The following is a 21717-nucleotide window of genomic DNA, read 5'->3' as shown; positions in this document are numbered from 1 at the left end:
TGCCGACGGCGTCCGGCGGGCCGGTCCGTCAACACCTGTGTGGCACAACAGCGGCATTATGCCCCGCATTCCTGAAGGGCACCTGAACCGGAGCACCCTCATCCCTCAGGAGGAGGGTGCTCCGCCTGGCGGCCCGCGCCCCCGCAGCCCAGTTTTCGTCACCCCGGCCGATCAGCCGCGAGGCGGCGGTTCCTAGCCTGGAGGCACACGCGGCACCGGTGACCACCGGCCTAAGCGCCCGCCCATTAGAAGAAACGAGCTGATCCCCATGATCGAAGCCGTCGGCCTCACCAAGCGCTATGGCTCCACAACCGCCGTCGACAACGTCTCCTTCACTGTCGAGCCCGGCACCGTCACCGGCTTCCTCGGCCCCAACGGCGCCGGCAAGTCGACCACGATGCGCATGATCATGGGCCTGGACAGGCCCACCAGTGGCACCATCACGGTCAACGGCCGTCCCTACCGTCAGCTGGCCACGCCGCTGCGCGAGGTCGGCGCCCTGCTGGACGCCAAGGGCCTGCACGGCTCGCGCAGCGCCCGCGCCCACCTGACTCAGCTGGCCGTCTCCAACGGCATCCCCACCCGCCGCGTGGACGAGGTCCTGGAGATCACGGGCCTGACCTCCGTCGCCAAGAAGAAGGTCAAGGGCTTCAGCCTGGGCATGGGCCAGCGCCTGGGAATCGCGGCCGCCCTGCTCGGGGACCCGAAGGTGCTCATCTTCGACGAGCCTGTCAACGGCCTCGACCCCGAGGGCGTCAAGTGGGTGCGCGAGACCTGCCGCTCGCTGGCGGCCCAGGGGCGCACGGTGTTCATCTCCTCCCACCTCATGAGCGAGATGGCGCTGACGGCGGACCACCTCATCGTCATCGGCCGGGGCCGCATCCTCACCTCCGGGCCCGTGAACGAGGTCATCGCGTCCGCCACCAGCGACGTCGTGCGGGTGGTGACCCCCGACGCCGACCGTCTCGCTGAGGTCCTGACCGCTGGTGGCCTGGAGTTCCGGCGCACGGCCCCGGACACGATCACGACGACGACGGCGCCCGCCGCGCGTATCGGTGAGGCCGCGGCCTCGCACGGCCTCGTCCTGCACGAGCTCGTCACCCAGCGCGCCTCCCTGGAGGAGGCCTACCTGGAGCTGACCAACGGCGAGGTCGAGTACACCACCGGCGTCCCGGCCGCCGAGCAGGTCGGTGGCCGCCGCTCGCGCCGTGAGGCGGGCAGGCACTGACATGAGCGCCGCAGCCACCCCCATGAACCACACCTTCCTCTCCTCTATGGAGTCCTCGATGGAGCCCGACATGACCACCAGCCAGTCCCCCGCCCGTCTCTCCTCTCGTTCCCGGCGAGCCCCGGGGGCCCGCGCCGCCACCTCCTCGTCGGGCGCTGCCGGCCAGACCTTCCTGCGGACGCTGCGCTCGGAGTGGATCAAGCTGCGCACCCTGCGCTCGACCTGGATCACCGCTTTCATCGCCATCCTGCTCGCCTCCGGCCTCGGTGCGGCCTTCGTCATCGGCCTGCGCAGCCAGGGGGGCGCGGAGTCCTGGGGCTACGTCCTCGCCGGCATCCCGTTCGGGCAGATCGTCGTCGCCGTGCTGGGCGCCCTGGCGATCACCGGGGAGTACAGCTCCGGGCAGATCCGCTCGAGCCTGGCGGCCGTGCCCAACCGTTGGCGTCTGCTGGTGGCCAAGGCGAGCGTCCTGGCCCTGTTCAGCTTCGTGCTCGGCGCCCTGTCGATTCTCATCGCCTGGATCGTCTCCGCCGCCTTCGTGGGTGAGGCGGCCGGGTCCCTGACCGACACCGCCTTCCTCGGCTTCGTGTGGGGCACTGGCCTGACCTACGCCGGCACTGCCCTGCTCGCGATGGGTCTCGGTTTCCTCATGCGCTCCACCGCTGGGGCGATCACCACGGTCTTCACCCTCCTGTTCGTCATCGACATTCCGCTCAACATCGCCGCACTCAAGTGGGACTGGGTCTCCACCCTCCGGACCTTCGAGCCCCTGAACCTGGCCCCGGCGGTCTACGACCCCTTCGAGGTCATCACGCGGTGGGGCCAGCCGGACACGATCACCTTCCTCGAGCACTGGCAGGCCGCGCTGGGCTTCGCCCTGTGGGCCGTGGTTCCGATGGTCCTGGCCGCCGTCGTCTTCTCCCGCCGCGACGCCTGAGACGCTCCCACGTCACCGGCCCTGGCACCCAGGCACTGCTCCTGGGCGCCAGGGCCGGTGGCACTGTGACAATGAGCCCATGAGCACCCGCGAGGTTCCTGCTGTGAGCGTCCCACCCTCCGCCCGCCGGCTCGCACGCTGGCACGACTCGCACGCCCCGCTGGCGGACGTGCTTCTCGCCGTCGTCGTGCTCGTCATCAACATCCCCCTGGGCCTCGCACCCCTGTGGGAGGGCCACCTGGCGAGGTCCACCAACATGACAGCGGTGCTCGCAGCATCGGTGGTCGCCAGCATCGCGTGCGGCGTGGGGGTGTTCCTGCGGCGGCTGCGCCCACGCCTGGCCTGGGTCCTCGTGACCTTCGTTCCGCTGGTGCATGCCGTCGTCGTCCCCCGGGCGCTGGGCCTGGGCGTGGTCGAGAGCTCCTACGTCGCGTGGTCCTTGCAGGCGATCACACTCCTGGGCACCCCGGTGGTGCTCGCAACCCTGGCCTCGCGCCACCACCTGGGGTGGGCGTGGGCGGCCTGCGTGGTCTCCACCCTCGTGTCGATCGCGTGCCTGCGCCTGCTGGGTGGCGGCCTGACCCTCACGCGCCTGGGGCTCGTGGAGATCCTCAAGCCCTACGGCCTGGTCAACGTCATCGGCACGCTGGTGGGGATCATCATCCGGATCCAAAGGGCCCAGGTGATGGAGCTCGCCCAGCGCAATGACCGCCTGTCCCTGGCCCGCGAGCAGGCGGCGGCACTGGCCTCCGCCAATGAGCGCAGCCGTATCGCCCGGGAGATGCACGACGTCGTCGCCCACTCCCTGGCGGTGATGATCACGATGGCCGACGGCGCGGCCGCGACGGTCGAGCGCAACCCGCAGATGGCGAAGGAGGCGCTGGGCGTCCTGGCGGAGACCGGCCGCTCGGCGCTGGCGGACACCCGTCGGCTCGTGGGGGTGCTGCGCGATGACCCGGGGGCCTCCTCGGACCCGTCCCGGCACCACGAGTCCGTCTCGATGTCCGACGGCGCACCTGCCGGCGTGCCGGGCGGCGCGCCGCCCGGTTCGGGGCCTGCGGTGCGGGCGCTGCCGGTGCCTGAGTTCGCGCCTCCGGGCACCGTGGCCCCGACCGAGCCCTCGGCCGAGATCGCGGCCCTGCGCTCCACGGCGACCACCTCGGGCATGGACCGCTCGACCGGGGATCTGCCGACGGCGCCGGCACCGGCATCCGCGGACCTGGCGGTGCTGGTTGAGCGTTTCGCGGCCGCAGGCGTGCCGGTGACCTACGAGTGGGTGGGCGAGCCCCTGCCCGATGACAAGGGTCTGCAGCTGACGGTCTTCCGTATCGCCCAGGAGTCCCTGACCAACGTGCTGCGTTATGCGCCGACGACGAAGCGGGTGCACGTGCGGCTCGTGCGACGCACGGGCACGGCCGTCCTGACGGTGGATAACGACGCGGCACCGGGATCGACGCCGGTGCACGGCTCGGGCAAGGGGCTGATCGGCATGCGGGAGCGGGCCGCCGTCTATGGTGGGACCGTGGACGCGGGTCCCACGCCCACCGGTTGGCGGGTGCGCGCAGTCCTGCGCTGGGACGAGAACAACGAAGGGACCACGTCATGGCAGATGCCGTGCTGACCTCGGAGGGGGTCACCCGCCCCGTGACCGTCGTCCTGGCGGACGATCAGGCGCTGATGCGTATGGGTTTCCAGATGGTGCTGGACGCGGAGGACGGTATCGAGGTTGTGGGTGAGGCCTCGGACGGCTCCTCGGCGCTGGCGCAGGCGCGTGCGCTCAAGCCCGACGTCATCCTCATGGACGTGCGCATGCCGGGGATGAACGGCATCGAGGCGACTGCGGCGATCACCGCCCAATGCCCGGGCACGAGGATCCTCATCCTCACCACCTTCGACCTGGATGAGTACGCCTTCGCGGGGCTTCGCGCCGGGGCCAGCGGCTTCCTGCTCAAGGACACCCAGCCGACGGAGCTGGCGGAGGCGATCCGTACCGTGGCCTCGGGTGAGGCGGTGGTCTCGCCGCGGGTGACGCAGCGGATGCTGGAGATGTTCGCCTCGCACCTGCCTCAGGACGGCAGGGAGGCGTCCGCGGAGGACGAGCGCATTGCGGCGCTGACGCCGCGTGAGCGCGAGATTCTGGTGCTCATGGCACAGGGCATGTCGAACGCGGAGATCGCTGACCACCTGGTGGTCTCGGCGACGACGGTCAAGACGCACGTGGGCAATGTGCTGGCGAAGCTGGACGTGCGCGACCGGGTCCAGGCCGTCGTCGTCGCCTATGAGACGGGGCTCATGCGGTAGGCGCGTCCGGCCGGTAGCTGCGTCCGGCGCCGCGCGGGCGCGGGACGGCTGGGGCGCCGTCCGGATCCCGTCCGGCTCAGCCGCGTCCGACTCAGCCGCGTCCGAGCCTGTCGCGAGCGGCGTCGAGCCCGAGGGTGACGACCTCCTCGACGACGTCGGCCGCCTGCTCGAGGGTGACGGCGAGCGCGTCGCGCTCGCGCGCGGGCACGTCGGACAGGACGTAGTCCGCCACGTCCTGGCGGCCGGGGGGCCGTCCGACGCCGACGCGCAGGCGCGCGTAGTCGCGTGTGCCCAGGGCCTGGCTGATGGAGCGCAGGCCGTTGTGCCCGCCCTCGCCGCCGCCCTGCCTGAGCCTGAGCTCGTGGGGGGCAAGCTCGATCTCGTCGTGGACGACGAGCAGCCTCGTCGTCGGGTCGACCCGGTAGAACTGGAGGAGCGCCGCGACGGGGCCTCCGGAGGCGTTCATGTAGGTGGCCGGCTCGGCGAGGATGACGCGCGGGCCGGGGGCGCCGCCGGGCATCGTGCCCAGGCGGGCCTCAGCGACCTGCGCGCGGGCCTTGTGCCTCGACAGCCGGGACCCGGCACGCCCGGCCAGGACGTCGACGACCATGTGGCCGACGTTGTGGCGGTTGCGGGCGTACCGGGCCTCCGGGTTCCCCAGGCCGACGACGAGCCAGGGGGTGCTCATGCGCGCTCCCCGCGCGGCTGCCTGCGGCTCACTCGCCCTCGGCGGGAGCCTCGGCCTCGGCCTCGGGGGCCTCGGAGGCGACGGCGGCCTCGTCGGCGACGTTGACGACGCCGGTCTCGGCGTCGGTGACGGCCTCGACGTGGGCGGGCAGGGTGAGGTCCGCGACGGTGATGACCGTGCCGGGGGCGACGCCGGTGACGTCGACCTCAATGGACTCGGGGATCTCGACGGCGGGGGCGGAGACGACGATGTGGGCGGCCTCGATCATGGGCAGGGCGCCGGGGGCGGCGTCACCGGCGAGGACGACGGGGACCTCGACCTCAACGCGCTCGTTGCGGTTGACGACGAGGAAGTCGACGTGCTGGACACCCGGGCGGATCGGGTGGCGCTGGACGTCCTTGGCGAGGGCGAGGATCTTGTCGCCGTCGACGTCGAGCTCGACGAGGGCGTTGTCGTTGCCGCGCAGGGCGAGGCGGGCGGTGTGCTCGTCGAGGAGCAGGTGGCGCGGCTCGGTGCCGTGGCCGTAAACGACGACGGGCACGAGGCCGTCGCGGCGGGCCTGACGGGCAGAGCCCTTGCCGAAGCTGGTGCGGACGGTGGCCTTGAGGCTGATGGCGTTGTGGGCCATGAGGGTCTCCTCGGTTCGGGCGGGGAGAGGGCCCCGCGGGTCTGGTGGTCCGGCGTGGCGCGACGACGCGCAGCACCTTCCGGCACCACCACGTCGATGACGGATGCACGCGCACTGCGCGTGTCCCTCGCCGGGGCAACGCACCCACTGTACGGCAGGCGCCCGGCACCAGCCCAGGCGTGCGGCGGGTGACGCGCGACTCACGGGGTCGGCCCGACCCCGGGGCGCCCGGCGCCGCCCACCGCCGGTCGCGGTCAGTCCTCAGGAGCGGGAAGCAGGCGGCACACGAAAGTCCGAACCGCAGCCGATATGGTGCGAACGTCCTCCAGGGTCGACGCGTTATGGCCTTTCCCGGGCAACCAGACGCGCTCCCACGGGTTGCCCAGCTCCGCCCACCGCCCTGCGACGTCATCCGCCAGGAACGCAGGGCAGGTCCCATCCTCGACGCCATGAACCTCGAGTACCTTCAGCCTGCCGTCGAAACCGCTCACGCCGTCGACGAGCACGCCGTCGTCTCCGGCCAGGTCGAACCGTGCGCAGAACCAGTCGATGCCCCTGATCGAGGGCGACCGCACGCTCGACGTGCCTGCGAAGGCCGCCCGGAACCCCGCCCAGCAGCAGCCCTCTGACTCGCCCGCTCACTCCACCGAGCGCGAGGGCGATGGCCGCGCCAAAACTCCACCCGGCCAGGATGACCGGACCACGAGCACGCGCAAGCGCCCCCTCCAGGTCCTCCTGCAACGTCGCTCGCCAGCCCCTCCACGCGCTGCGCGTGTCACGCGGGTCGGGCATCAGAGACCCGCGGTAGTTGACGCCAACCCAGTCCACACCGCGCGCGTTGCACCACTGCGGGAGCCCGAACAGACGCGGTTCCGGTACCTCGTATCCCTCCGGGCCGCCGTGAAGATGAACCACTGTCCCTCTCGGCTCGATACCGGTGCGCGATGTCACGTATCTTGCCGAGCCTGCCCGCTCTTGCCGAGCCTGCCCGCCCGAACACGCCCGGGCGGGCTCCGCACCTCATGTCTGCGCGCGGAACCGTGGCAACCGTCAGCGCCTCCTCGAAACCACGCACCGTATACGTGCCGCCGTCCGGAGACAGCGCCTTATACCCTTCAGGCGCGGCAATGCAGTGAACCTCCAGGCGGCCATCGGCGTTCTCGCTCACCTCACGCAGCCCGGCGTCGTCGCCGGTGAACACCGACAGCACGATGCGAGCAGAGCAGCCCCCGGCCTCAAGCACGGGTCCGTCCGTCTCCAGAAACGACTTCCGCACCCCGTCGAAGACGTGCAGGCCGTGCCTGACGGGAGTCCGATGGGGGTCACCGACCGCCACCGCGAGCACCCGTTCCCCGGCAGCAAACACATGTCGCGCCCGAACACGCCATGACCGTTGGCTAGCAAGGTCAGCAACAGTAATGAACTGGCCGCTCACACCGCGATCATCCTTGAACCCCAGCATGTCCCCCGAGCTGAACACGAGATCGCCCGCGGGCCGAGGCGCCAGCGCTGCCAGGGCGGGCACCGTGCGACCGCCGACCATTCTAGCGACCCTCTCAACACGATCGGCGTCGTCCCGCCAGATCTCCACACCTCCCCGCACGCCGAGGACCACGAGGTCCTCGGCGCTGAGGTCGCCGACCTCTATATCGCGAGGCTCCCGCCAGACCGGGCGGAAGCGGCCGCCCTCGAACCGGAACAGCCGCACCCGCAGCCGGCGGCTCTCGAACGTGCACGCATAAAGTGCCCCGTCAAGGTCCACCACGATCTCATCCGCCTCGGGAAGAGCTGTCGGCGCCAGGTACCCACCGCGTTCGCACAGCGTAACGCCGTACTCGTTGAGAAGAACCACCGAGTCCGAAGTCCGCAGAAGCGGTACCGCTCTGATCAGGCGCGCCTCGTCGTCAGCCGTTCGAGGGGTCACACGCAGCACCCCGCTGATCTCAGCCGTCAAGGTCCACGACCCCGGTGAAGCAGTCCATATTCGCTCTTGAGTGAAGCACGACCACGGCCCGCCTGCCCGTTGCCTCGAGTGCGCGCGCAAGCGCCAGTATCTCAGCGCGCTCCTGTAGCGGGCTGAGTGTCTTCAGGGTCTCGTCCAAGAGAATCAGCCGGACTCTTTCGTCCGCAAGTGCGGCACGTGCCAGTGCGAGCCCGCTGCGTCCCTCACCGTCCCTGGCGCTGTCCACGTCCGCGTCCGCGTCCGCGAAAGGGTCGGTGTCCGGTACGAGCGCGACCGTCCCCGGGGGCTGCCGCCGGTAGAGGGCGTCAAGCATGACTGACTTGCCGGCACCGGTCGCCCCGATGAGGGCGACTACTGATCCGGCGGGAGCCAGGGCGGCTTCGAGTCGGTCCATGTCAGCGGAGCGGACCGGCGGGTCGTCGGGCTGCTCAACGTGCTCGTCGAGCAGGCGGACGCGCTCGGCCGTCAGGCTGACGACACCAGTGGTCTGCAGCGTCTCGATGGTCGATTGAATACCTGATGACAGCGTCACGGCGAAGTAGATGACACCGGCGGCGCTGACCAGCGACGTCGACCCGCCCAGGACGGCCACCATGACGGTAGCGGACACGTTCAGCGCCAGCACGAGCGCCTGGATCAGGCCGGAGCGCAGCGCGTAGGCATTGGCGAGCCTGACCTCGCCACTGACGTACGCCCCCTCCGCGCTGGAGTATGCCAGGTCACCGGCCTCCTGCAGACCCGGGCCCACCGGAGCGGCGTGAAGACCGGCCTGAACGCCGACCGCACCGACGAAGGCGGCCCGCAAGTTCGCGGCGGCGGTTGAGGCCGGCAGGATCCACACGGACCCGCGGCGCATGACGAGGACCGCCAGCGGGACCGCTACCAGAACCACGATGATGAACGTGGGAGCACCCGCGACCGCGCCGCCGACGAGCATGACGGACTGGGTGGTGATGAGGAGCACCGAGCCGACCGCGCCGGGCACCGACATCTGCAGGTCGGAGAAGTCCTCGCCCAGCCGGGCCACGACGCCACCGCTCGTTGCCGGGCCGGCGAAACGATCGAGCTTGTAGGCGAGCCGGTCGTGCAGCTCGCCGAGCCGACGGATCGGTGCACGGTAGAGGACTGAGTAGAACCCCAGCGAGCCGATCAACGCAGCCCCCGCGCAAGCGGCCGAGACCCAGGCGATGCGCCCGGAGAGCGTCTCCGCCTCGGCAAGCGTCAGTGCGAAGGCGACATCGGCCCCGCTCAGAAGCACGGCGCCAACGGCGATCAACACGATGTACGGGCCGAACAACAGGTCGACAGTGCGTCGCCAGGTCGCCCGTTCGGGTCGCGGGTCCGGCAGGCCTCGTTGTTCGGATCCGGCCGGGAGGGCAGCGGCCGCCTCGTCCGCGGCCCCACCCGCCGTCTCGCTCTCGGCTCGCCCGGAGTCTGTGGCCGAAGGTCCTGCTGCCGTCTCTTCCCCCTTCGTGAACGCGGAGGGCACGTACTCCTGGGAGCCCGCCAGCAGCGTGCAGGTTGGCACGCGGGACACGACGACGTTGGCGACGACCTCCCGCGTGAGTGGATCGAGCGCCGAGAACGTGTCGTCCAGGATGATCCATGTGGGCTCGTCGGCGAGCACCAGGGAGACGGCCGCGCGGTGCCTCTCCCCCGCGGACAGCGTCTCCGCGTCTCTCCAGAGACGTTCCACCACCTCACCACCCAGACCCAGGGCGCCGGCTATCTCGGTGAAACGCTCGAGACGTTGCGGCGTCGCCGAGGCAAGCCATGCCGACAGGACGGCCTGGGGGAGCTGCGGGTTGTACGGGACGTAGGCGGAACCAGGGGCTGTGGCACCGTCACGCAGAGCGCGGGCGCGCTGACTGTCCGCCGGGAGGACCTCGATGGACCCGGTCGGCCACGCCGCGCCGTCGTCGGCACGCACCGGCTGCGTCTGCGTCTCCAGCTCGTCAAGGCGTCTGAGCATCGGGACCGCGAGCCGGATCACGCGGTAGTTCACGGTGTTGTTCTGCGCGGCCGAGTAGAGGTAGCGCGCTGCCAGGATGGTGCCTACGCCGAAGGCGGTGCCCGGCCAGAGGCGGGCGCCCACGACGACCAGCAGCGCGAGCGTCGTCGTCAATGCGCCGCGTTCGAGGAATCCGTTGAGCGTCTGCAGACGCACTCGTGCGCGCAGGAGGCACTCCTCCTCGCGGCGTACACCTACGATTGCCTTCAGGGCGCGGTTCCAGCTGGGAATGTGCGATGCACGGGGCAACGCGTCCGCGACACGCTGTATCCAGCGTCTGCGATCGCCCTCAAGTCCGATGTACTGCTCCCAGAGTGCGCCGACGAGGTGAATGAGGCGCACGCTGACAGCCACCATCCCGGCGATGATGACGGTGGCGGCAGCACCACCGGCCCCGTACAGCCGTAATGCCACGAACGCGAAGGCGACCATCTGAACCAGCGACACCGCGGAGTCGACGACGTAGGCGAACTGGCTGATCTGCGCCGGGTAGGTCAGGACGTTCTCGCGAGCGCGCGGCGAGGACGCACCTGAACGGAAGATGTCGCGGAATCGCCGGTACGTCAGCTGCCGCACCATCGCGACGAGAAGCGTCTCGTGACGCTCCTTCACGACGCCAGCGATGCCTTCGGCGAGAAATCCGGTGACGAGCAGCCGGAGCGCGGCCGTGCCTCCCGCCCCGTCTGTCGCCACCCGGTAGAGGCCCACGGTGATCAGCAGCGATCCGGCAATTCCCAGCAGGCCTGCGACGAGCACGACGGCGCTGGTTTCTGCCGGCGCCAGAACCAAGGCGAGCCAGCGGGTGCGCCGCGGAACAACCCGTACGATCCGCCGGTAGCGCTCGTGCAGGGCGTCAATGTCGATGCTGTGCCGTCCGTTCTGCATATCTAGCAGGCCTACCGTCAGCGCATCAGCGAACCGGGGCCCGTAAGAAAGATAACAGGCCCCCTGTCCGGGCACTCGCCTCCCGCGCCGGGCCACCACGATCGCCGGCAGTGCCTCATGCGCGGGCTATGAGGCTCTGGCGGCAAGGAGGCGGCGCCGCGCAGCGGGCGCAGTCGGCCCACCGTCTCATACGCGGAGCAACTCGAGGGCGGCCCTCACCAGCTCGATGGGCATCTGACCGGGGGCTGAGGCTCCTCCCGACGCGGTGGCAAAGGTGAGGGCGGAGCCGAAGACCCCGCCGAGCAGCCGCGTGGGCACGCCCCCCTCCCCCATGGACATCGTGATGACGGGGACCTCGAGCTCGGCGCGAGCCTGGGCGGTGGCCCGCAGGAGGGTGACGACATCGTCGTGCCCGACCTGCCCGTCGCGGGGCACGACGGCGATCTTGGCGACGTCCGCGCCTTCCTTCTCCATCCGCCTGAGGATCGCCACGATCTCCTCCTGGCTGGGCGTGGAGGTGAAGAAGTGTGCCGAGCCGACGACGGCGAGCCCGACCTCGTGAGCCACCTCGACCGCCTCTCCCAGGCAGCCGCGGGCGATCTCGACGTCGATGGCGCGCACCGCCTCGAAGCGGCCGGTGGCGCGGGCCTGTCCTAGGTAGCGGAGCGTCGTCAGCAGGGCGCGGCGGTAGGTGGCGTCGTCGACGTCGGCGCCGCCTCCCTCGGCGCTCGTGCGCACGGTGAGGAGCACGGGGGTGGTGTGTCCTTCGGCGGCGATGAGGCGGGCGGTGGCCAGTGCTGGTGAGGCCCAGGCCGCGGCTTGTCCGCCGGTCGTGACCGTGCTGTCGGGCTCGATGAGGTCGGCGCGCACCTCCACGAGGTCGGCGCCCAGGGCGGAGGCGACGAAGGCCTGGCGCATGGCCTCGGCCTCGCTGCTGGCGGTCGTGGCGACGGCGATGAGCGGGACCGGCCCACCGAGTACAGGCCCAGCGGCCCCGGCACCCCCGGCCTCGCCGTCTTCCTCCCCCAGCGGCACGGGTCCAGCCGACCCGTCCCGTCCGAGGGTGACGGGCCGGGGCGCGCGCGGACTACCGGGAACACTGATCCCGGCAGCCTCAACCTCGGGGCGCAGGGCGGCCAGTGTCTCCGCGAGCCCCGTGAGCACGGCGTCGGGCTGGGCGGGGGCGCCGCTCACGAGCGGTCCGCCAGGGACAGGGCGATGCCGTCGAGGATGTCGTGCAGGCTGGTGGTCGTCGTCGTCAGCGCGGCCCCGGCCTCGGCGGTGCGCTCGACCGCACGGGTGACCACCTCGGACCACACGAGGGCGCCGGCGGCGATGACGTCGCGGCGGCCCGGGCGCAGGTAGCCCCATGACTCGCGCTCGGACGCGGTGGAGTGCAGCACCGCCTCGCAGGAGGCGAGGGTGTCCTCGATGCTCAGGCGCGCGCCGTCAATGGCCTCAGCGTCGAACTCGCGCAGGCCGAGGGCGTGGGCGGTGACGGTCGTGATGGTGCCGGCGAGACCCACGAGCTCGTCGGCACGCTCGACGGGCACGCTGCGCCCGGCGAGGTCGAGCAGGGCGCGCACGTGCGCGCGGGCGGCGGCCTCGGTGGCGGGGGTGACGCCGTCGGCGAGGTAGCGCTCGGTGACACGCACGCTGCCGGTGTCCATCGAGACGGCAGCCTCGGGGGCGGCAGTGCCCAGGACGAGCTCGGTGGAGCCGCCGCCGAGGTCGACGACGAGCCGTGCGACCCCGGGGTCGGCGCCGGCCCCGGACAGCGCGCCGGTAAAGGACAGCCGGGCCTCTTCGTCACCGGAGACGACCTCCGGCTCGATGCCGAGGCGCTCGCGCACGCCGTCGATGAAGACGGCCCGGTTCTCGGCGTCGCGGGTGGCGGAGGTGGCGACGAATCGGACGCGGTCGGCGGCGAGCTCGCGCACGCGCGCGGCGTAGTCCTCGACGACGGCGAGGGTGCGTGCGAGGGCGGCGTCATCAAGGCGGCCGGTGCGGTCGACGTCCTGGCCGAGGCGGACGATCTCGTTCTCACGGGCCAGGGGTGCCAGGGTTGGGCCGCCCTGGCCGGGGACGAGGTCGGCGACGAGCAGGCGGATGGTGTTGGTCCCGCAGTCGATGGCGGCGACGCGTGTCATGGTGCTCCTCAGGACGGGCCGGGGCGGGGCGGGCCGGGGTCAGCAGCTGCAGCGGGCGGGGTCCCACAGGCCGCGCTCGCGCAGCACGTCAAGGGTCCGGTCCCCGATGGGGTTGGTGCCGGGGCCTGCGGCGAGGGTGTGGCCGAGCAGGGCGTGCAGGCACTTGACGCGGGTGGGCATGCCGCCGGCGGACACGCCGTCGATCTCCTCGGGGGTGCCCAGCTCGGCGCGGCGGGCGAGGTAGTCCTCGTGGGCGGCGGCGTAGGCGGCGGCGACGTCGGGGTCCTCGGCCAGGAGGGTGTTGTAGTCCTCCATGAGGTGCTCGGCCTCGAGGGTGGAGCAGCCCTTCACGGCGGCGGGGTGGGTGAGGTAGTAGCTCGTGGGGAAGGGGGAGCCGTCGGGCAGGCGGGGGGAGGTGCGCACGACGGTGGGACGCCCGCACACGCAGCGGGAGGCGATGGCGACGACGCCGCGCGGCACCCGGCCGAGCTGTTGGCGCAGGGCCTCGACGTCGGCGTCGGTGACGGCCTGGGGGTCGGTGATGGTGTGCGCGCCGGTGCTGTCCTGGATCATGGGGTCCTCTCGGTCACGGCTCGTCGGTGGCATCGGCGGACGGGGCGCTCGGCGTCGGCACGGTGGGCACGGCGGTGGACCAGCCCTGCTGGGCGGGTTCGGTGGGCGCGGCCTGCCCGGTCTGCCCGGCAACGCGCGCGGACTCGCGCACGATCTCGTACCACGGGGGCGTGGTGTCGGCAGAGGCGGTGGAGGTGGAGGCCGATGCGGTCTGCTCCTGCTCGACGTCGTCGGCGCCGACGACGATGTAGGTGGTCTCGCCCGGCATGACGTAGGAGAGGCGCTCGCGAGCCTGGGAGCGGACGTAGTCGTCGTCCTGCCACTTGGCGAGCTCGGCCTCCAGGGCGGTGGAGACGGCTTCGGCCTCGTCGATCTGGTGAAGGACCGCGTCGTACTGGGCGCGTTGGGACAGGTAGCCGCGCAGGGACGGGAAGGTCACAATGAAGGCGCCCAGGAGGACGAGGGCGATGATGAGGACGCGGGCGGGCACGGCCACGCCGTCGGCGCCTCCCACACGCAGGACGACGTGCTCGAGCCCGGGTGAGACGGCGGCCTCGGGGCGCGTGGTGCGCGCCCGGGGCGTGGCGCGGGGCGTGGCGGGCTTATCGCCGGAGCGGCCGGGGGCGGGGGCGGCCGCGCGTGAGGCCGGGCGTCCCGAGGGGCGCGCGCCGGGGCGGCTGCCCGGGCGGGCGGGGGTGGGGCGTCGTGGGCTCATGGGGGCATCCTGCCCCAGCCACCTGGGAACGCGCTCCACACCCCGCGCGCGTCGCGCCCGCCCACCTCCTCGTTTTGCTCTCGACAGTACGGCGTTGTGCCGCATGTTATGTCTCAGGACATTGGTGGCAGTTCTGTGTCAGGGCATCGGTGACGCTTGGGGGGTTGGGGGTGTGGTTGGACATGTATGTGGTGACGGGTTCGGGCTGGGTGTGTGTTCGGTCAGGGCCTTGGCCGTCTGAGCGGAGTCTCGACGCTTCTGGGGTGCCGGTGGCCGCGAGGAGGTGGGGCTCTGGACCCAGGCGTGTCCACGGCGCGGACATGACCAGCCTGGGCGCTCGACCCGCCGGGAGGAGTACGGCGTGATCGCGCGCCTCCGGGCCGGGGCGTCGACGGCGGCCTCGGTTGATGTCCGCCGCGTGGACACCAGCGCCGCGCGCCCGCCGAGGGGCCACGAGCACGCGCCAGGATGGGCGCGTCTGGTCGCGGCGCCCGGAGGACCCGACGAGGACCGGCGTCGATCTCGTTGCCCAGGTCTTGATCTCGTCCCTCGCACGTCGATCTCGTTCCGCACACGTCCATCTCGTTCCGTGAACGAACGAGATGGAAGGTGGAGGAACGAGGTGGACGGGCTCGGCGTGCGCCGTCCAGGCCCCTGCCCTGAAGACCATGACGTCGGGCCATGAGCCGGGGTGCCGCCGGGGAGCTGACGCCCGTGTGTGCAGTGTGGTCACCAGCGGCGCGTGCCACCGGAGGCCGGGCCCGTCCACACCCGTGGGACGACGAGCTGGCGGGAGCACCAGGGCCTCCAGGCCGACGACTGCCACGGGCCCGGCGGGCGGGCACCGGGACGAACCACCTCGGCACCATGCAGACGTGTCACCCCCACAAACACCCGAACTGTCACCGATACCCTGACACAGAACTGTCACCAATGTCCTGAGACATCACAACGGCACAACACCGTAGGTTCGAGCACAACCCGAGGAGCTCGAGGGGGGGGCGGGGGCGGCAGGCGCAGCGATGCCCGGGCACCGTCGAGGTCCGACGGCGTCCGGGCACCGGTGCGTTCAGCTCAGGTCTCAGGCCTTGAAGCGGGGGAAGGCGGAAGCGCCGGCGTAGACGGCGTCCTCACCCAGGGCCTCCTCGATGCGCAGGAGCTGGTTGTACTTGTTGATGCGCTCACCGCGGGCCGGGGCACCGGTCTTGATCTGGCCGGAGTTGGTGGCGACGGCGAGGTCGGCGATGGTGACGTCCTCGGTCTCACCGGAGCGGTGGGAGGTCATCGACTTGTAGCCGGCGCGGTGGGCCATCTCGACGGCCTCGAGGGTCTCGGTGAGGGAGCCGATCTGGTTGACCTTGACCAGCAGGGCGTTGGCGGCACCCAGCTCGATGCCCTTGGCCAGGCGCTCGGGGTTGGTGACGAAGAAGTCGTCGCCGACGAGCTGGACGCGGTCACCGATCTTGTCGGTCAGGGCCTTCCAGTCCTCCCACTCGTCCTCGCTCAGCGGGTCCTCAATGGAGACGATCGGGAAGTCGGTGATGAGCTTCTCGTAGTACTCGACCATGTAGGCGTTGTCTCGGGCCTCGCCCTCGAACTGGTAGGTCTTGGTCTTCTCGTCGAAGAACTCGGTGGAGGCGACGTCCATGGCGAGGGCGACGTCGGCGCCGGGCTTGTAGCCGGCCTTCTCGATGGCCTCGACGATGAGCTCAAGGGCCTCACGGTTGGAGTCGAGGTTGGGGGCGAAGCCTCCCTCGTCACCCAGGCCGGTGGACAGGCCGCGGCCCTTCACGACGGCCTTGAGGGCGTGGTAGACCTCGGCACCCATGCGCAGGGCCTCACGGAAGGTCTTGGCGCCGATAGGGGCAACCATGAACTCCTGGATGTCGACGTTGGAGTCAGCGTGGGAGCCACCGTTGAGGATGTTCATCATCGGGACGGGCAGGACATGGGCGTTCGGGCCGCCGACGTACTGGAAGAGGTCGAGGCCAGCGGACTCGGCGGAGGCCTGGGCGGCGGCGAGGGAGACGCCGAGGATGGCGTTGGCGCCGAGCTTGCCCTTGTTGGGGGTGCCGTCGAGCTCGATCATGAGGCGGTCGAGGCCGCGCTGGTCAGCGGCGTCGTAGCCGATGATCTCGGGGGCGATGATGTCGTTGACGTTGGCCACGGCCTTCTCAACGCCCTTGCCCAGGTAGCGGGACGTGTCACCGTCACGCAGCTCAACAGCCTCGAAGGCGCCGGTGGAGGCGCCGGAGGGGACGGCGGCGCGAGCGGAGGCACCGTCCTCCAGCAGGATCTCGACCTCAAGGGTCGGGTTACCGCGGGAGTCAAGGATCTCGCGGGCATGAACGTTCTCGATGAGGGCCACTGTGGGTGCTCCTTGCTGGATTGGATCAGGATGCAGGGCAAGACTACCGGCCTGCTGGCATGATCACGAGGGCCATGGTCCTTCGGGGCGTTCACCTGCGGCGTGACACGACCCTCACACCCGGGCGATAAGGCCGGGCTCAGCCAGACGCCCGGCCGTGGAGCGCCGCCGCCGGTCACGACGGCGCAGGCCAGTCAGACGTGAGGTAGGCGCCGATCGCCCGGTGACGGAACGAGTACGGCTTGCCACGCTGGACGATCCGGCGGTTGAGGTCGAGGCGCCGCGCGGTCGTTCCCGCCTCAGTTGCCTTGCTCAGCCCCATCGCCTGGGTGATCGCCGTGAGCGTGCGCTCCTGTGCCTCAAGCCCCGCCATCGCGTCGAGGAAGTGACGTTCGCGCTCCGGCAGGCGCTCGAGCAGACGCTGCACGTGCGCTTCAGCCTCCGGCGCGACGTCGCTCCATCCGCGCACGACGTCGTCGGCCGTGATGAGGTCAGAGGTACCTGCGTACCAGGCGCGTTCTCCGGCAAGCTGGAACAGGAAGGGCTCACCGCAGGCGCGCTCGACGATGAGGTCACGAGCCTCAGCGCTCATGTGGACACGTCGCGCGTCACCGTCGGCGGAGAGGATCGGCCACCCCTCGGTGACAAGAGGTTGAAGGGCTGCCCCGAGGTCGTCGTCGCCAATCGAGTCGAGGATCGTCGTACGGAACCGGCGAGCGAAGGTCGCACCAGACCGCGCGCCGGCCATGTCCGCGAACTCCGGCAACCCGGTGAGGTAGACGACGACGGGCAGCGCGCGCGAGGCCACCACTCCCCCGGGCAGAGTGATCTCCTCCTCGTGGCTCAGAGCGTCCCCGAGCGCGATGAGCGTGTGGGAGAGGACCTCTGGCCGGGTGATGTTCTGAACCTCGTCCAGGTGGATGAGCACGACGACCCCACGGCGCAGCGCCGCCCGCCCGATCTCCAGGAGGAGACTGGTGAGGTCCGTGTAGGGCTCCGCCCCTGGGGCCTGCCGCAAGGAGAGCGAGACACCTGAGACGGCGACGGCCTCGACCCTGGCGAGGAGCGCGCCCACACGGGCGTCGGCAGCCGTGGACAGACCTGCGGATGCCGCCAGAGCGAGCAGGGCAGAGGCGAGACGCTTGAGCGGGTCCGCGCCGAGCGGCATCCGCAGCTGATCGGTCACCCAGTCCCCCGAGGCCGCCGCATGAGCGGCGATACGTCTGACAAGGGCGGACTTGCCAGTGCCGGCCTCGCCGAGGATCGTGCGCCCGCGCTCGGGGAGGCCTGCGAGCCGGCGCGGACGCAGGACGTCCCGCCAGTCGCTGAGCTGCGCACTCCTCCCCGCCCAGATCTGAGGCACGGCGTCGGATCCGGGGCTGAAGGGGGAGTCAAGCGGCGTACGCATGGCGATAACTTTACCAACCTCGTCCGAGATTGATAACTTTACCAACTGTGTCGGGCCCCTCCGGCCCCCCAGCCTCACCGCCGCCGTCGGTACTTCGTGGCCTCGACGGCGTAGTCCTCGTCGCCCTCGACCACCGCGTGCAGCAGCACCTCGGCCCAGCGCAGCAGCGCCTCGCCTTCGATGGCGCCGCCACCCATGCGGGCCTGGCCGGGGGCGGGCACGACGATGGTGCGGGTGGCGGGCTTCATGGTGGTGCCCGGGTAGAGGCGGGTAAGCCTCATGCGGCCGGACTCGGGCAGGTCCACGGGGGCGAAGCGGATGGAGCGGCCCTGGGCGACGATCTCGCGTACGCCCAGGCGGGCGGCGAGGGCGCGCAGGCGCGCGAGGGCTGCCAGGCGCTGGGTGGGCTCGGGCACGGGTCCATAACGGTCGGTGAGCTCGTCGAGGACGTCGCGGATGCCGTCCTCGCTGCGGGCGGCGGCGAACTTGGTGTAGGCCTCCAGGCGCAGGCGCTCGTGGGGCACATAGTCCTCGGGGATGGTGGCGTCCACGGGCAGCTCGACGCGCAGGTCCTCGTCGATCTCCGCGCCGTCCTCGCCGGCCCGGGCGGCGGCATCGGAGGCGGTGGCCGGGTCGATGGCCAGGGCCTTCTTGTAGGCGGCCACGGCCTCGGAGACCATGCGCACGTACAGGTCGAAGCCGACCCCGGCGATGTGCCCGGACTGCTCACCGCCCAGGAGGTTGCCGGCACCGCGGATCTCAAGGTCCTTCATGGCGACCTGCATGCCGGCGCCGAGGTCGGTGTTGGTGGCGATGGTGCGCAGGCGCTCGAGGGCGGTCTCGGTCAGGGGCTTGTCCGCCGGGTAGAGGAAGTAGGCGTAAGCGCGCTCGCGTGCGCGCCCCACGCGCCCGCGCAGCTGGTGGAGCTGGGACAGGCCGAAGCGGTCGGCGCGGTCGACGATGAGGGTGTTGGCGTTGGACACGTCGAGGCCGGTCTCGACGATGGTGGTGCACACCAGGACGTCGATCTCCTTGTGCCAGAAGCGGTCGATGACCTCTTCGAGGCGGTTCTCGCTCATCTGCCCGTGGGCGGTGGCGACGCGGGCCTCGGGGACGGTGTCCTGGAGGCGGGCGGCGACGCGGTCGATGTCCTCGACGCGGTTGTGGACGTAGAAGACCTGGCCGTCGCGCAGGAGCTCGCGGCGGATGGCGGCGCTGACCTGCTTGGTCTCGTAGGCGCCGACGTAAGTGAGGATGGGGTGGCGGTCCTCGGGCGGGGTGGCGAGGGTGGACATCTCGCGCAGGCCGGTGACGGCCATCTCCAGGGTGCGGGGGATGGGGGTGGCGGACATGGACAGGACGTCGACGTCGGTACGCAGGGCCTTGAGAGTCTCCTTGTGCTCGACGCCGAAGCGCTGCTCCTCGTCGATGATGACGAGCCCGAGGTCCTTGAATCGGACCTGCCCCGTAATGAGACGGTGAGTTCCGACGACGACGTCGATGCTTCCAGCGGCCAGGCCCTCAAGGACCGTGTGGGACTCGGCGTCGGATTGGAAGCGGGAGAGCTGGGCGACGGTGACGGGGAAGCCGGCGTAGCGCTCGGTGAAGGTCTCGGCGTGCTGGGAGACGAGCAGGGTGGTGGGCACGAGGACGGCGACCTGCTTGCCGTCCTGGACGGCTTTGAAGGCGGCGCGCACGGCGATCTCGGTCTTGCCGTAGCCGACGTCGCCGCAGATGAGGCGGTCCATGGGCTGGGGCTTCTCCATGTCGGCCTTGACGTCGTCGATGGTGGCGAGCTGGTCGGGGGTCTCGGTGTAGGGGAATGCCTCTTCGAGCTCGGTCTGCCAGGGGGTGTCAGGACTGAAGGCGTGGCCGGTGGTGGCGGTGCGGGCGGCGTAGAGGCGCACGAGCTCCCCGGCGATCTCGCGCACGGCCTTGCGGGCGCGGGACTTGGTCTTCTGCCAGTCGGCGCCGCCCATCTTGTTGAGGGTGGGGCTGTCGCCGCCGACGTACTTGCTCACCTGGTCCAGGGCGTCGGTGGGCACGAGGAGGCGGTCGGCGGGCTGGCCCCGCTTGGAGGGGGCGTACTCGATGACGACGTACTCGCGGGTGGCGGCGCTCTTGCCGGAGCCGATGGGCCGGCGCATGAGCTCGACGAAGCGGCCGACGCCGTGCTGGGCGTGGACGACGAGGTCCCCGGGGTGCAGGGAGAGGGGGTCGACGCTCTTGCGGGGGCGGCGTGAGGGCAGGATCTTGCGCTCGCGGGGGCTGGTGGGGGCGCGGCCGGTGAGGTCGGACTCGGCGACGAGGGCCAGGCGCAGCGTGTCGGCGACGAAACCGTGCCCGGCGCTGGCCTGGGTGACGCGCACGACGCCGTCGGCGGTGATGTCGGCGGGTTCGTCGAGCTGGGTGACGATGCGTGACGGGACGCCGCCGTCGGAGAGCAGCTCGGCCATGCGGCGGGCGGGCCCGGGGCCGGGGGTGGTGACGATGACGCTCCAGCCGCCGGTGGCGAGGGCACCGAGGTCGGTGACGGCCTCGGTGAGCTTGCCGTTGTAGCCGCGGGGGTCGCGAAGCGGCAGCTCGGTGGTGTCGGGGCTGGCCTTCAGCGAGGTCAGTGACCACCAGCCGCGGTTGGTGGCGAGGGCAAGGGCGCGGGCCTCGGCCAGGTGGGCGAAGGCGGCGGCGGACAGGTCCACGGGGGCTTGCTCGCCGCTGGCGGCACTGGTCCAGGCGGCGGCGAGGAACTCCTGGGTGGTGGCGGTCAGGTCCTCGGCGCGTTTGCGCAGGCGCTCGGGTTCGAGGCCGACGACGAGGCGGTCTCCGACGAGGTCGAGCAGGGGGACCATGCGGGGCACGAGGACGGGGGCGAGGGACTCCATTCCCTCAACCGGGATGCCTGCGGCGATCTTCTCGAGCATGTCGGCGGCGCCGGGGATGGCGTCTTGGAGCTGGCGGGCGCGGTCGCGCACGGTGTCGGTCAGGAGGAGCTCGCGGCAGGGGTTGGCGGTGACGGTACCGAGCTCGTCGACGGTGCGCTGGTCGCTGACGGAGAAGGAGGAGACGGATTCGATCTCGTCGCCGAAGAAGTCGACGCGCACGGGGCGCGGCTGGGCGGGTGGGAAGACGTCGAGGATGCCGCCGCGCACGGCGAACTCACCACGGTTCTCGACCATGTCGACGCGGGTGTAGGCGGCGTCGGCCAGGCGTTGGGCGGTGGCGTCAAGGCCGACGTCGAGCCCGGGGGCGAGGGTGACGGGCTCGAGCTCGCCGAGTCCGTCGATGACGGGGGCGAGGAGGGCGCGCACGGGTGCGATGAGGACGCGGATCGGGCCGCGGGCGGGGTCGGTGTGTCCGTCCTCGGGGTGGGCGAGGCGGCGCAGGACAGCGAGGCGGGTGGCGACGGTGTCGGCGCGTGGGGAGAGGCGTTCGTGGGGAAGGGTCTCCCAGGCGGGGAAGACGGCGACGTCGTGCTCGGGCAGGTAGCAGGTGAGGGCGGCGGCGGTGTGTTCGGCCTCGCGAGTGGTGGCGGTCAGGACGAGGAGGGGGGTGCCGGTGGCCGGGGTGGTGGGGGTTCCGGGGGCGCCGACGGCGTGGGCGACGCCCTGCTCACCGAGGGAGAGGGCGGCGATGATGGCGGGGCGGGCTCCTGGGGCGACGACGGCGGTGCGGTCGGTGCGCGTGGAGGCTCCGGCGGCGGCCACGAGCTGGGCGGTGGTCGGGTCGGTGAGGAGTGGAGGCAGGACGGCGGTGAGTCGCATCAGCGGGGATTGTACGGGTGGGACGTCTGAGCGCCCTCACCCCGGGTGGGGTGAGGGCGCTCAGGTCGACGGGGTGCTCAGCCTCTGCTCAACAGGGACCG

16 protein-coding genes are annotated in these 21717 nt (G+C 71.3%); 4 read left to right on the top strand and 12 right to left on the bottom strand.

What is annotated here, in order from left to right:
* The first annotated feature begins 268 nt into the window (after nucleotides 1-268).
* The 4 genes from ID810_RS01430 to ID810_RS01415 all read left to right on the top strand — a co-directional run bounded on the left by ID810_RS01430 (nucleotide 269) and on the right by ID810_RS01415 (nucleotide 4466).
* The gene (locus ID810_RS01430; RefSeq protein ID WP_166856561.1) at nucleotides 269-1228 is read left to right on the top strand and encodes an ABC transporter ATP-binding protein; all 960 of its coding nucleotides are present in this window, start codon (nucleotides 269-271) and stop codon (nucleotides 1226-1228) included.
* Nucleotide 1229: 1 nt separating this feature from the next.
* A complete protein-coding gene (locus ID810_RS01425; protein ID WP_235931598.1) occupies nucleotides 1230-2165 on the top strand; it encodes an ABC transporter permease subunit in 936 nt (311 codons plus the stop codon).
* Between the two features lie 79 nt (nucleotides 2166-2244).
* Nucleotides 2245-3786 carry a sensor histidine kinase gene (locus ID810_RS01420; protein ID WP_166856559.1) on the top strand — a complete coding sequence of 514 codons (1542 nt, stop codon included), beginning with the start codon at nucleotides 2245-2247 and terminating at the stop codon, nucleotides 3784-3786.
* Entirely contained in the window at nucleotides 3768-4466 is a 699-nt protein-coding gene (locus ID810_RS01415; RefSeq protein ID WP_166856558.1) for a response regulator, read from the top strand. The genes ID810_RS01420 and ID810_RS01415 overlap by 19 nt, the downstream gene beginning before the upstream one ends.
* 91 nt (nucleotides 4467-4557) lie before the next feature.
* Here the strand turns inward: ID810_RS01415 and pth are convergent, their stop codons facing one another.
* From pth to mfd, 12 genes are all read right to left on the bottom strand, one after another.
* Nucleotides 4558-5154, bottom strand: coding sequence for an aminoacyl-tRNA hydrolase (gene pth / locus ID810_RS01410; RefSeq protein ID WP_166856556.1), 597 nt, complete (start codon nucleotides 5152-5154; stop codon nucleotides 4558-4560).
* Nucleotides 5155-5182: 28 nt separating this feature from the next.
* Nucleotides 5183-5782 (bottom strand): 50S ribosomal protein L25/general stress protein Ctc, encoded by a 600-nt coding sequence (locus tag ID810_RS01405; RefSeq protein ID WP_166856554.1) that lies wholly within the window; start codon nucleotides 5780-5782, stop codon nucleotides 5183-5185.
* Between the two features lie 408 nt (nucleotides 5783-6190).
* Complete coding sequence (locus ID810_RS12740; RefSeq protein ID WP_413227888.1) at nucleotides 6191-6646, bottom strand: alpha/beta fold hydrolase; 456 nt, start codon at nucleotides 6644-6646, stop codon at nucleotides 6191-6193.
* Complete coding sequence (locus tag ID810_RS12300) at nucleotides 6558-7736, bottom strand: hypothetical protein (RefSeq protein WP_235931594.1); 1179 nt, start codon at nucleotides 7734-7736, stop codon at nucleotides 6558-6560. The genes ID810_RS12740 and ID810_RS12300 overlap by 89 nt, the downstream gene beginning before the upstream one ends.
* Nucleotides 7726-10641 carry a hypothetical protein gene (locus tag ID810_RS01395; RefSeq protein WP_166856627.1) on the bottom strand — a complete coding sequence of 972 codons (2916 nt, stop codon included), beginning with the start codon at nucleotides 10639-10641 and terminating at the stop codon, nucleotides 7726-7728. Before ID810_RS01395 ends, ID810_RS12300 begins: the two co-directional genes overlap by 11 nt.
* Before the next feature lie 186 nt (nucleotides 10642-10827).
* Nucleotides 10828-11835, bottom strand: a complete 1008-nt coding sequence (aroD, locus tag ID810_RS01390; RefSeq protein WP_166856551.1) for a type I 3-dehydroquinate dehydratase — start codon at nucleotides 11833-11835, stop codon at nucleotides 10828-10830.
* A complete protein-coding gene (locus ID810_RS01385; protein WP_166856549.1) occupies nucleotides 11832-12791 on the bottom strand; it encodes a Ppx/GppA phosphatase family protein in 960 nt (319 codons plus the stop codon). The genes aroD and ID810_RS01385 overlap by 4 nt, the downstream gene beginning before the upstream one ends.
* A gap of 39 nt (nucleotides 12792-12830) precedes the next feature.
* Nucleotides 12831-13364 (bottom strand): DUF501 domain-containing protein, encoded by a 534-nt coding sequence (locus ID810_RS01380; RefSeq protein ID WP_243856604.1) that lies wholly within the window; start codon nucleotides 13362-13364, stop codon nucleotides 12831-12833.
* Between the two features lie 13 nt (nucleotides 13365-13377).
* Nucleotides 13378-14079: an FtsB family cell division protein gene (locus ID810_RS01375; RefSeq protein WP_166856545.1), complete on the bottom strand. Its 702-nt coding sequence runs from the start codon at nucleotides 14077-14079 to the stop codon at nucleotides 13378-13380.
* A gap of 1081 nt (nucleotides 14080-15160) precedes the next feature.
* Entirely contained in the window at nucleotides 15161-16447 is a 1287-nt protein-coding gene (eno, locus tag ID810_RS01370; RefSeq protein ID WP_166856543.1) for a phosphopyruvate hydratase, read from the bottom strand.
* 175 nt (nucleotides 16448-16622) lie between these two features.
* Nucleotides 16623-17855, bottom strand: coding sequence for an AAA family ATPase (locus tag ID810_RS01365; RefSeq protein WP_166856541.1), 1233 nt, complete (start codon nucleotides 17853-17855; stop codon nucleotides 16623-16625).
* A 74-nt stretch (nucleotides 17856-17929) separates the two neighbouring features.
* Nucleotides 17930-21616 carry a transcription-repair coupling factor gene (gene mfd / locus ID810_RS01360; RefSeq protein ID WP_166856539.1) on the bottom strand — a complete coding sequence of 1229 codons (3687 nt, stop codon included), beginning with the start codon at nucleotides 21614-21616 and terminating at the stop codon, nucleotides 17930-17932.
* Nucleotides 21617-21717 lie beyond the last annotated feature (101 nt).

The sequence above is a fragment of the Actinomyces respiraculi genome (assembly GCF_014595995.2).
In the GTDB taxonomy this organism is placed as follows: Bacteria; Actinomycetota; Actinomycetes; order Actinomycetales; family Actinomycetaceae; genus Actinomyces; species Actinomyces respiraculi.
This window is presented reverse-complemented; position numbering and strand designations above follow the sequence as displayed.

Coding starts and splice junctions, on each gene's coding strand:
- ID810_RS01430 (WP_166856561.1), top strand. CDS start 269: ATGATCGAAGCCGTCGGCCTCACCAAGCGCTATGGCTCCACAACCGCC.
- ID810_RS01425 (WP_235931598.1), top strand. CDS start 1,230: ATGAGCGCCGCAGCCACCCCCATGAACCACACCTTCCTCTCCTCTATG.
- ID810_RS01420 (WP_166856559.1), top strand. CDS start 2,245: ATGAGCACCCGCGAGGTTCCTGCTGTGAGCGTCCCACCCTCCGCCCGC.
- ID810_RS01415 (WP_166856558.1), top strand. CDS start 3,768: ATGGCAGATGCCGTGCTGACCTCGGAGGGGGTCACCCGCCCCGTGACC.
- pth (WP_166856556.1), bottom strand. CDS start 5,154: ATGAGCACCCCCTGGCTCGTCGTCGGCCTGGGGAACCCGGAGGCCCGG.
- ID810_RS01405 (WP_166856554.1), bottom strand. CDS start 5,782: ATGGCCCACAACGCCATCAGCCTCAAGGCCACCGTCCGCACCAGCTTC.
- ID810_RS01395 (WP_166856627.1), bottom strand. CDS start 10,641: ATGCAGAACGGACGGCACAGCATCGACATTGACGCCCTGCACGAGCGC.
- ID810_RS01385 (WP_166856549.1), bottom strand. CDS start 12,791: ATGACACGCGTCGCCGCCATCGACTGCGGGACCAACACCATCCGCCTG.
- ID810_RS01380 (WP_243856604.1), bottom strand. CDS start 13,364: ATGATCCAGGACAGCACCGGCGCGCACACCATCACCGACCCCCAGGCC.
- ID810_RS01375 (WP_166856545.1), bottom strand. CDS start 14,079: ATGAGCCCACGACGCCCCACCCCCGCCCGCCCGGGCAGCCGCCCCGGC.
- ID810_RS01365 (WP_166856541.1), bottom strand. CDS start 17,855: ATGCGTACGCCGCTTGACTCCCCCTTCAGCCCCGGATCCGACGCCGTG.
- mfd (WP_166856539.1), bottom strand. CDS start 21,616: ATGCGACTCACCGCCGTCCTGCCTCCACTCCTCACCGACCCGACCACC.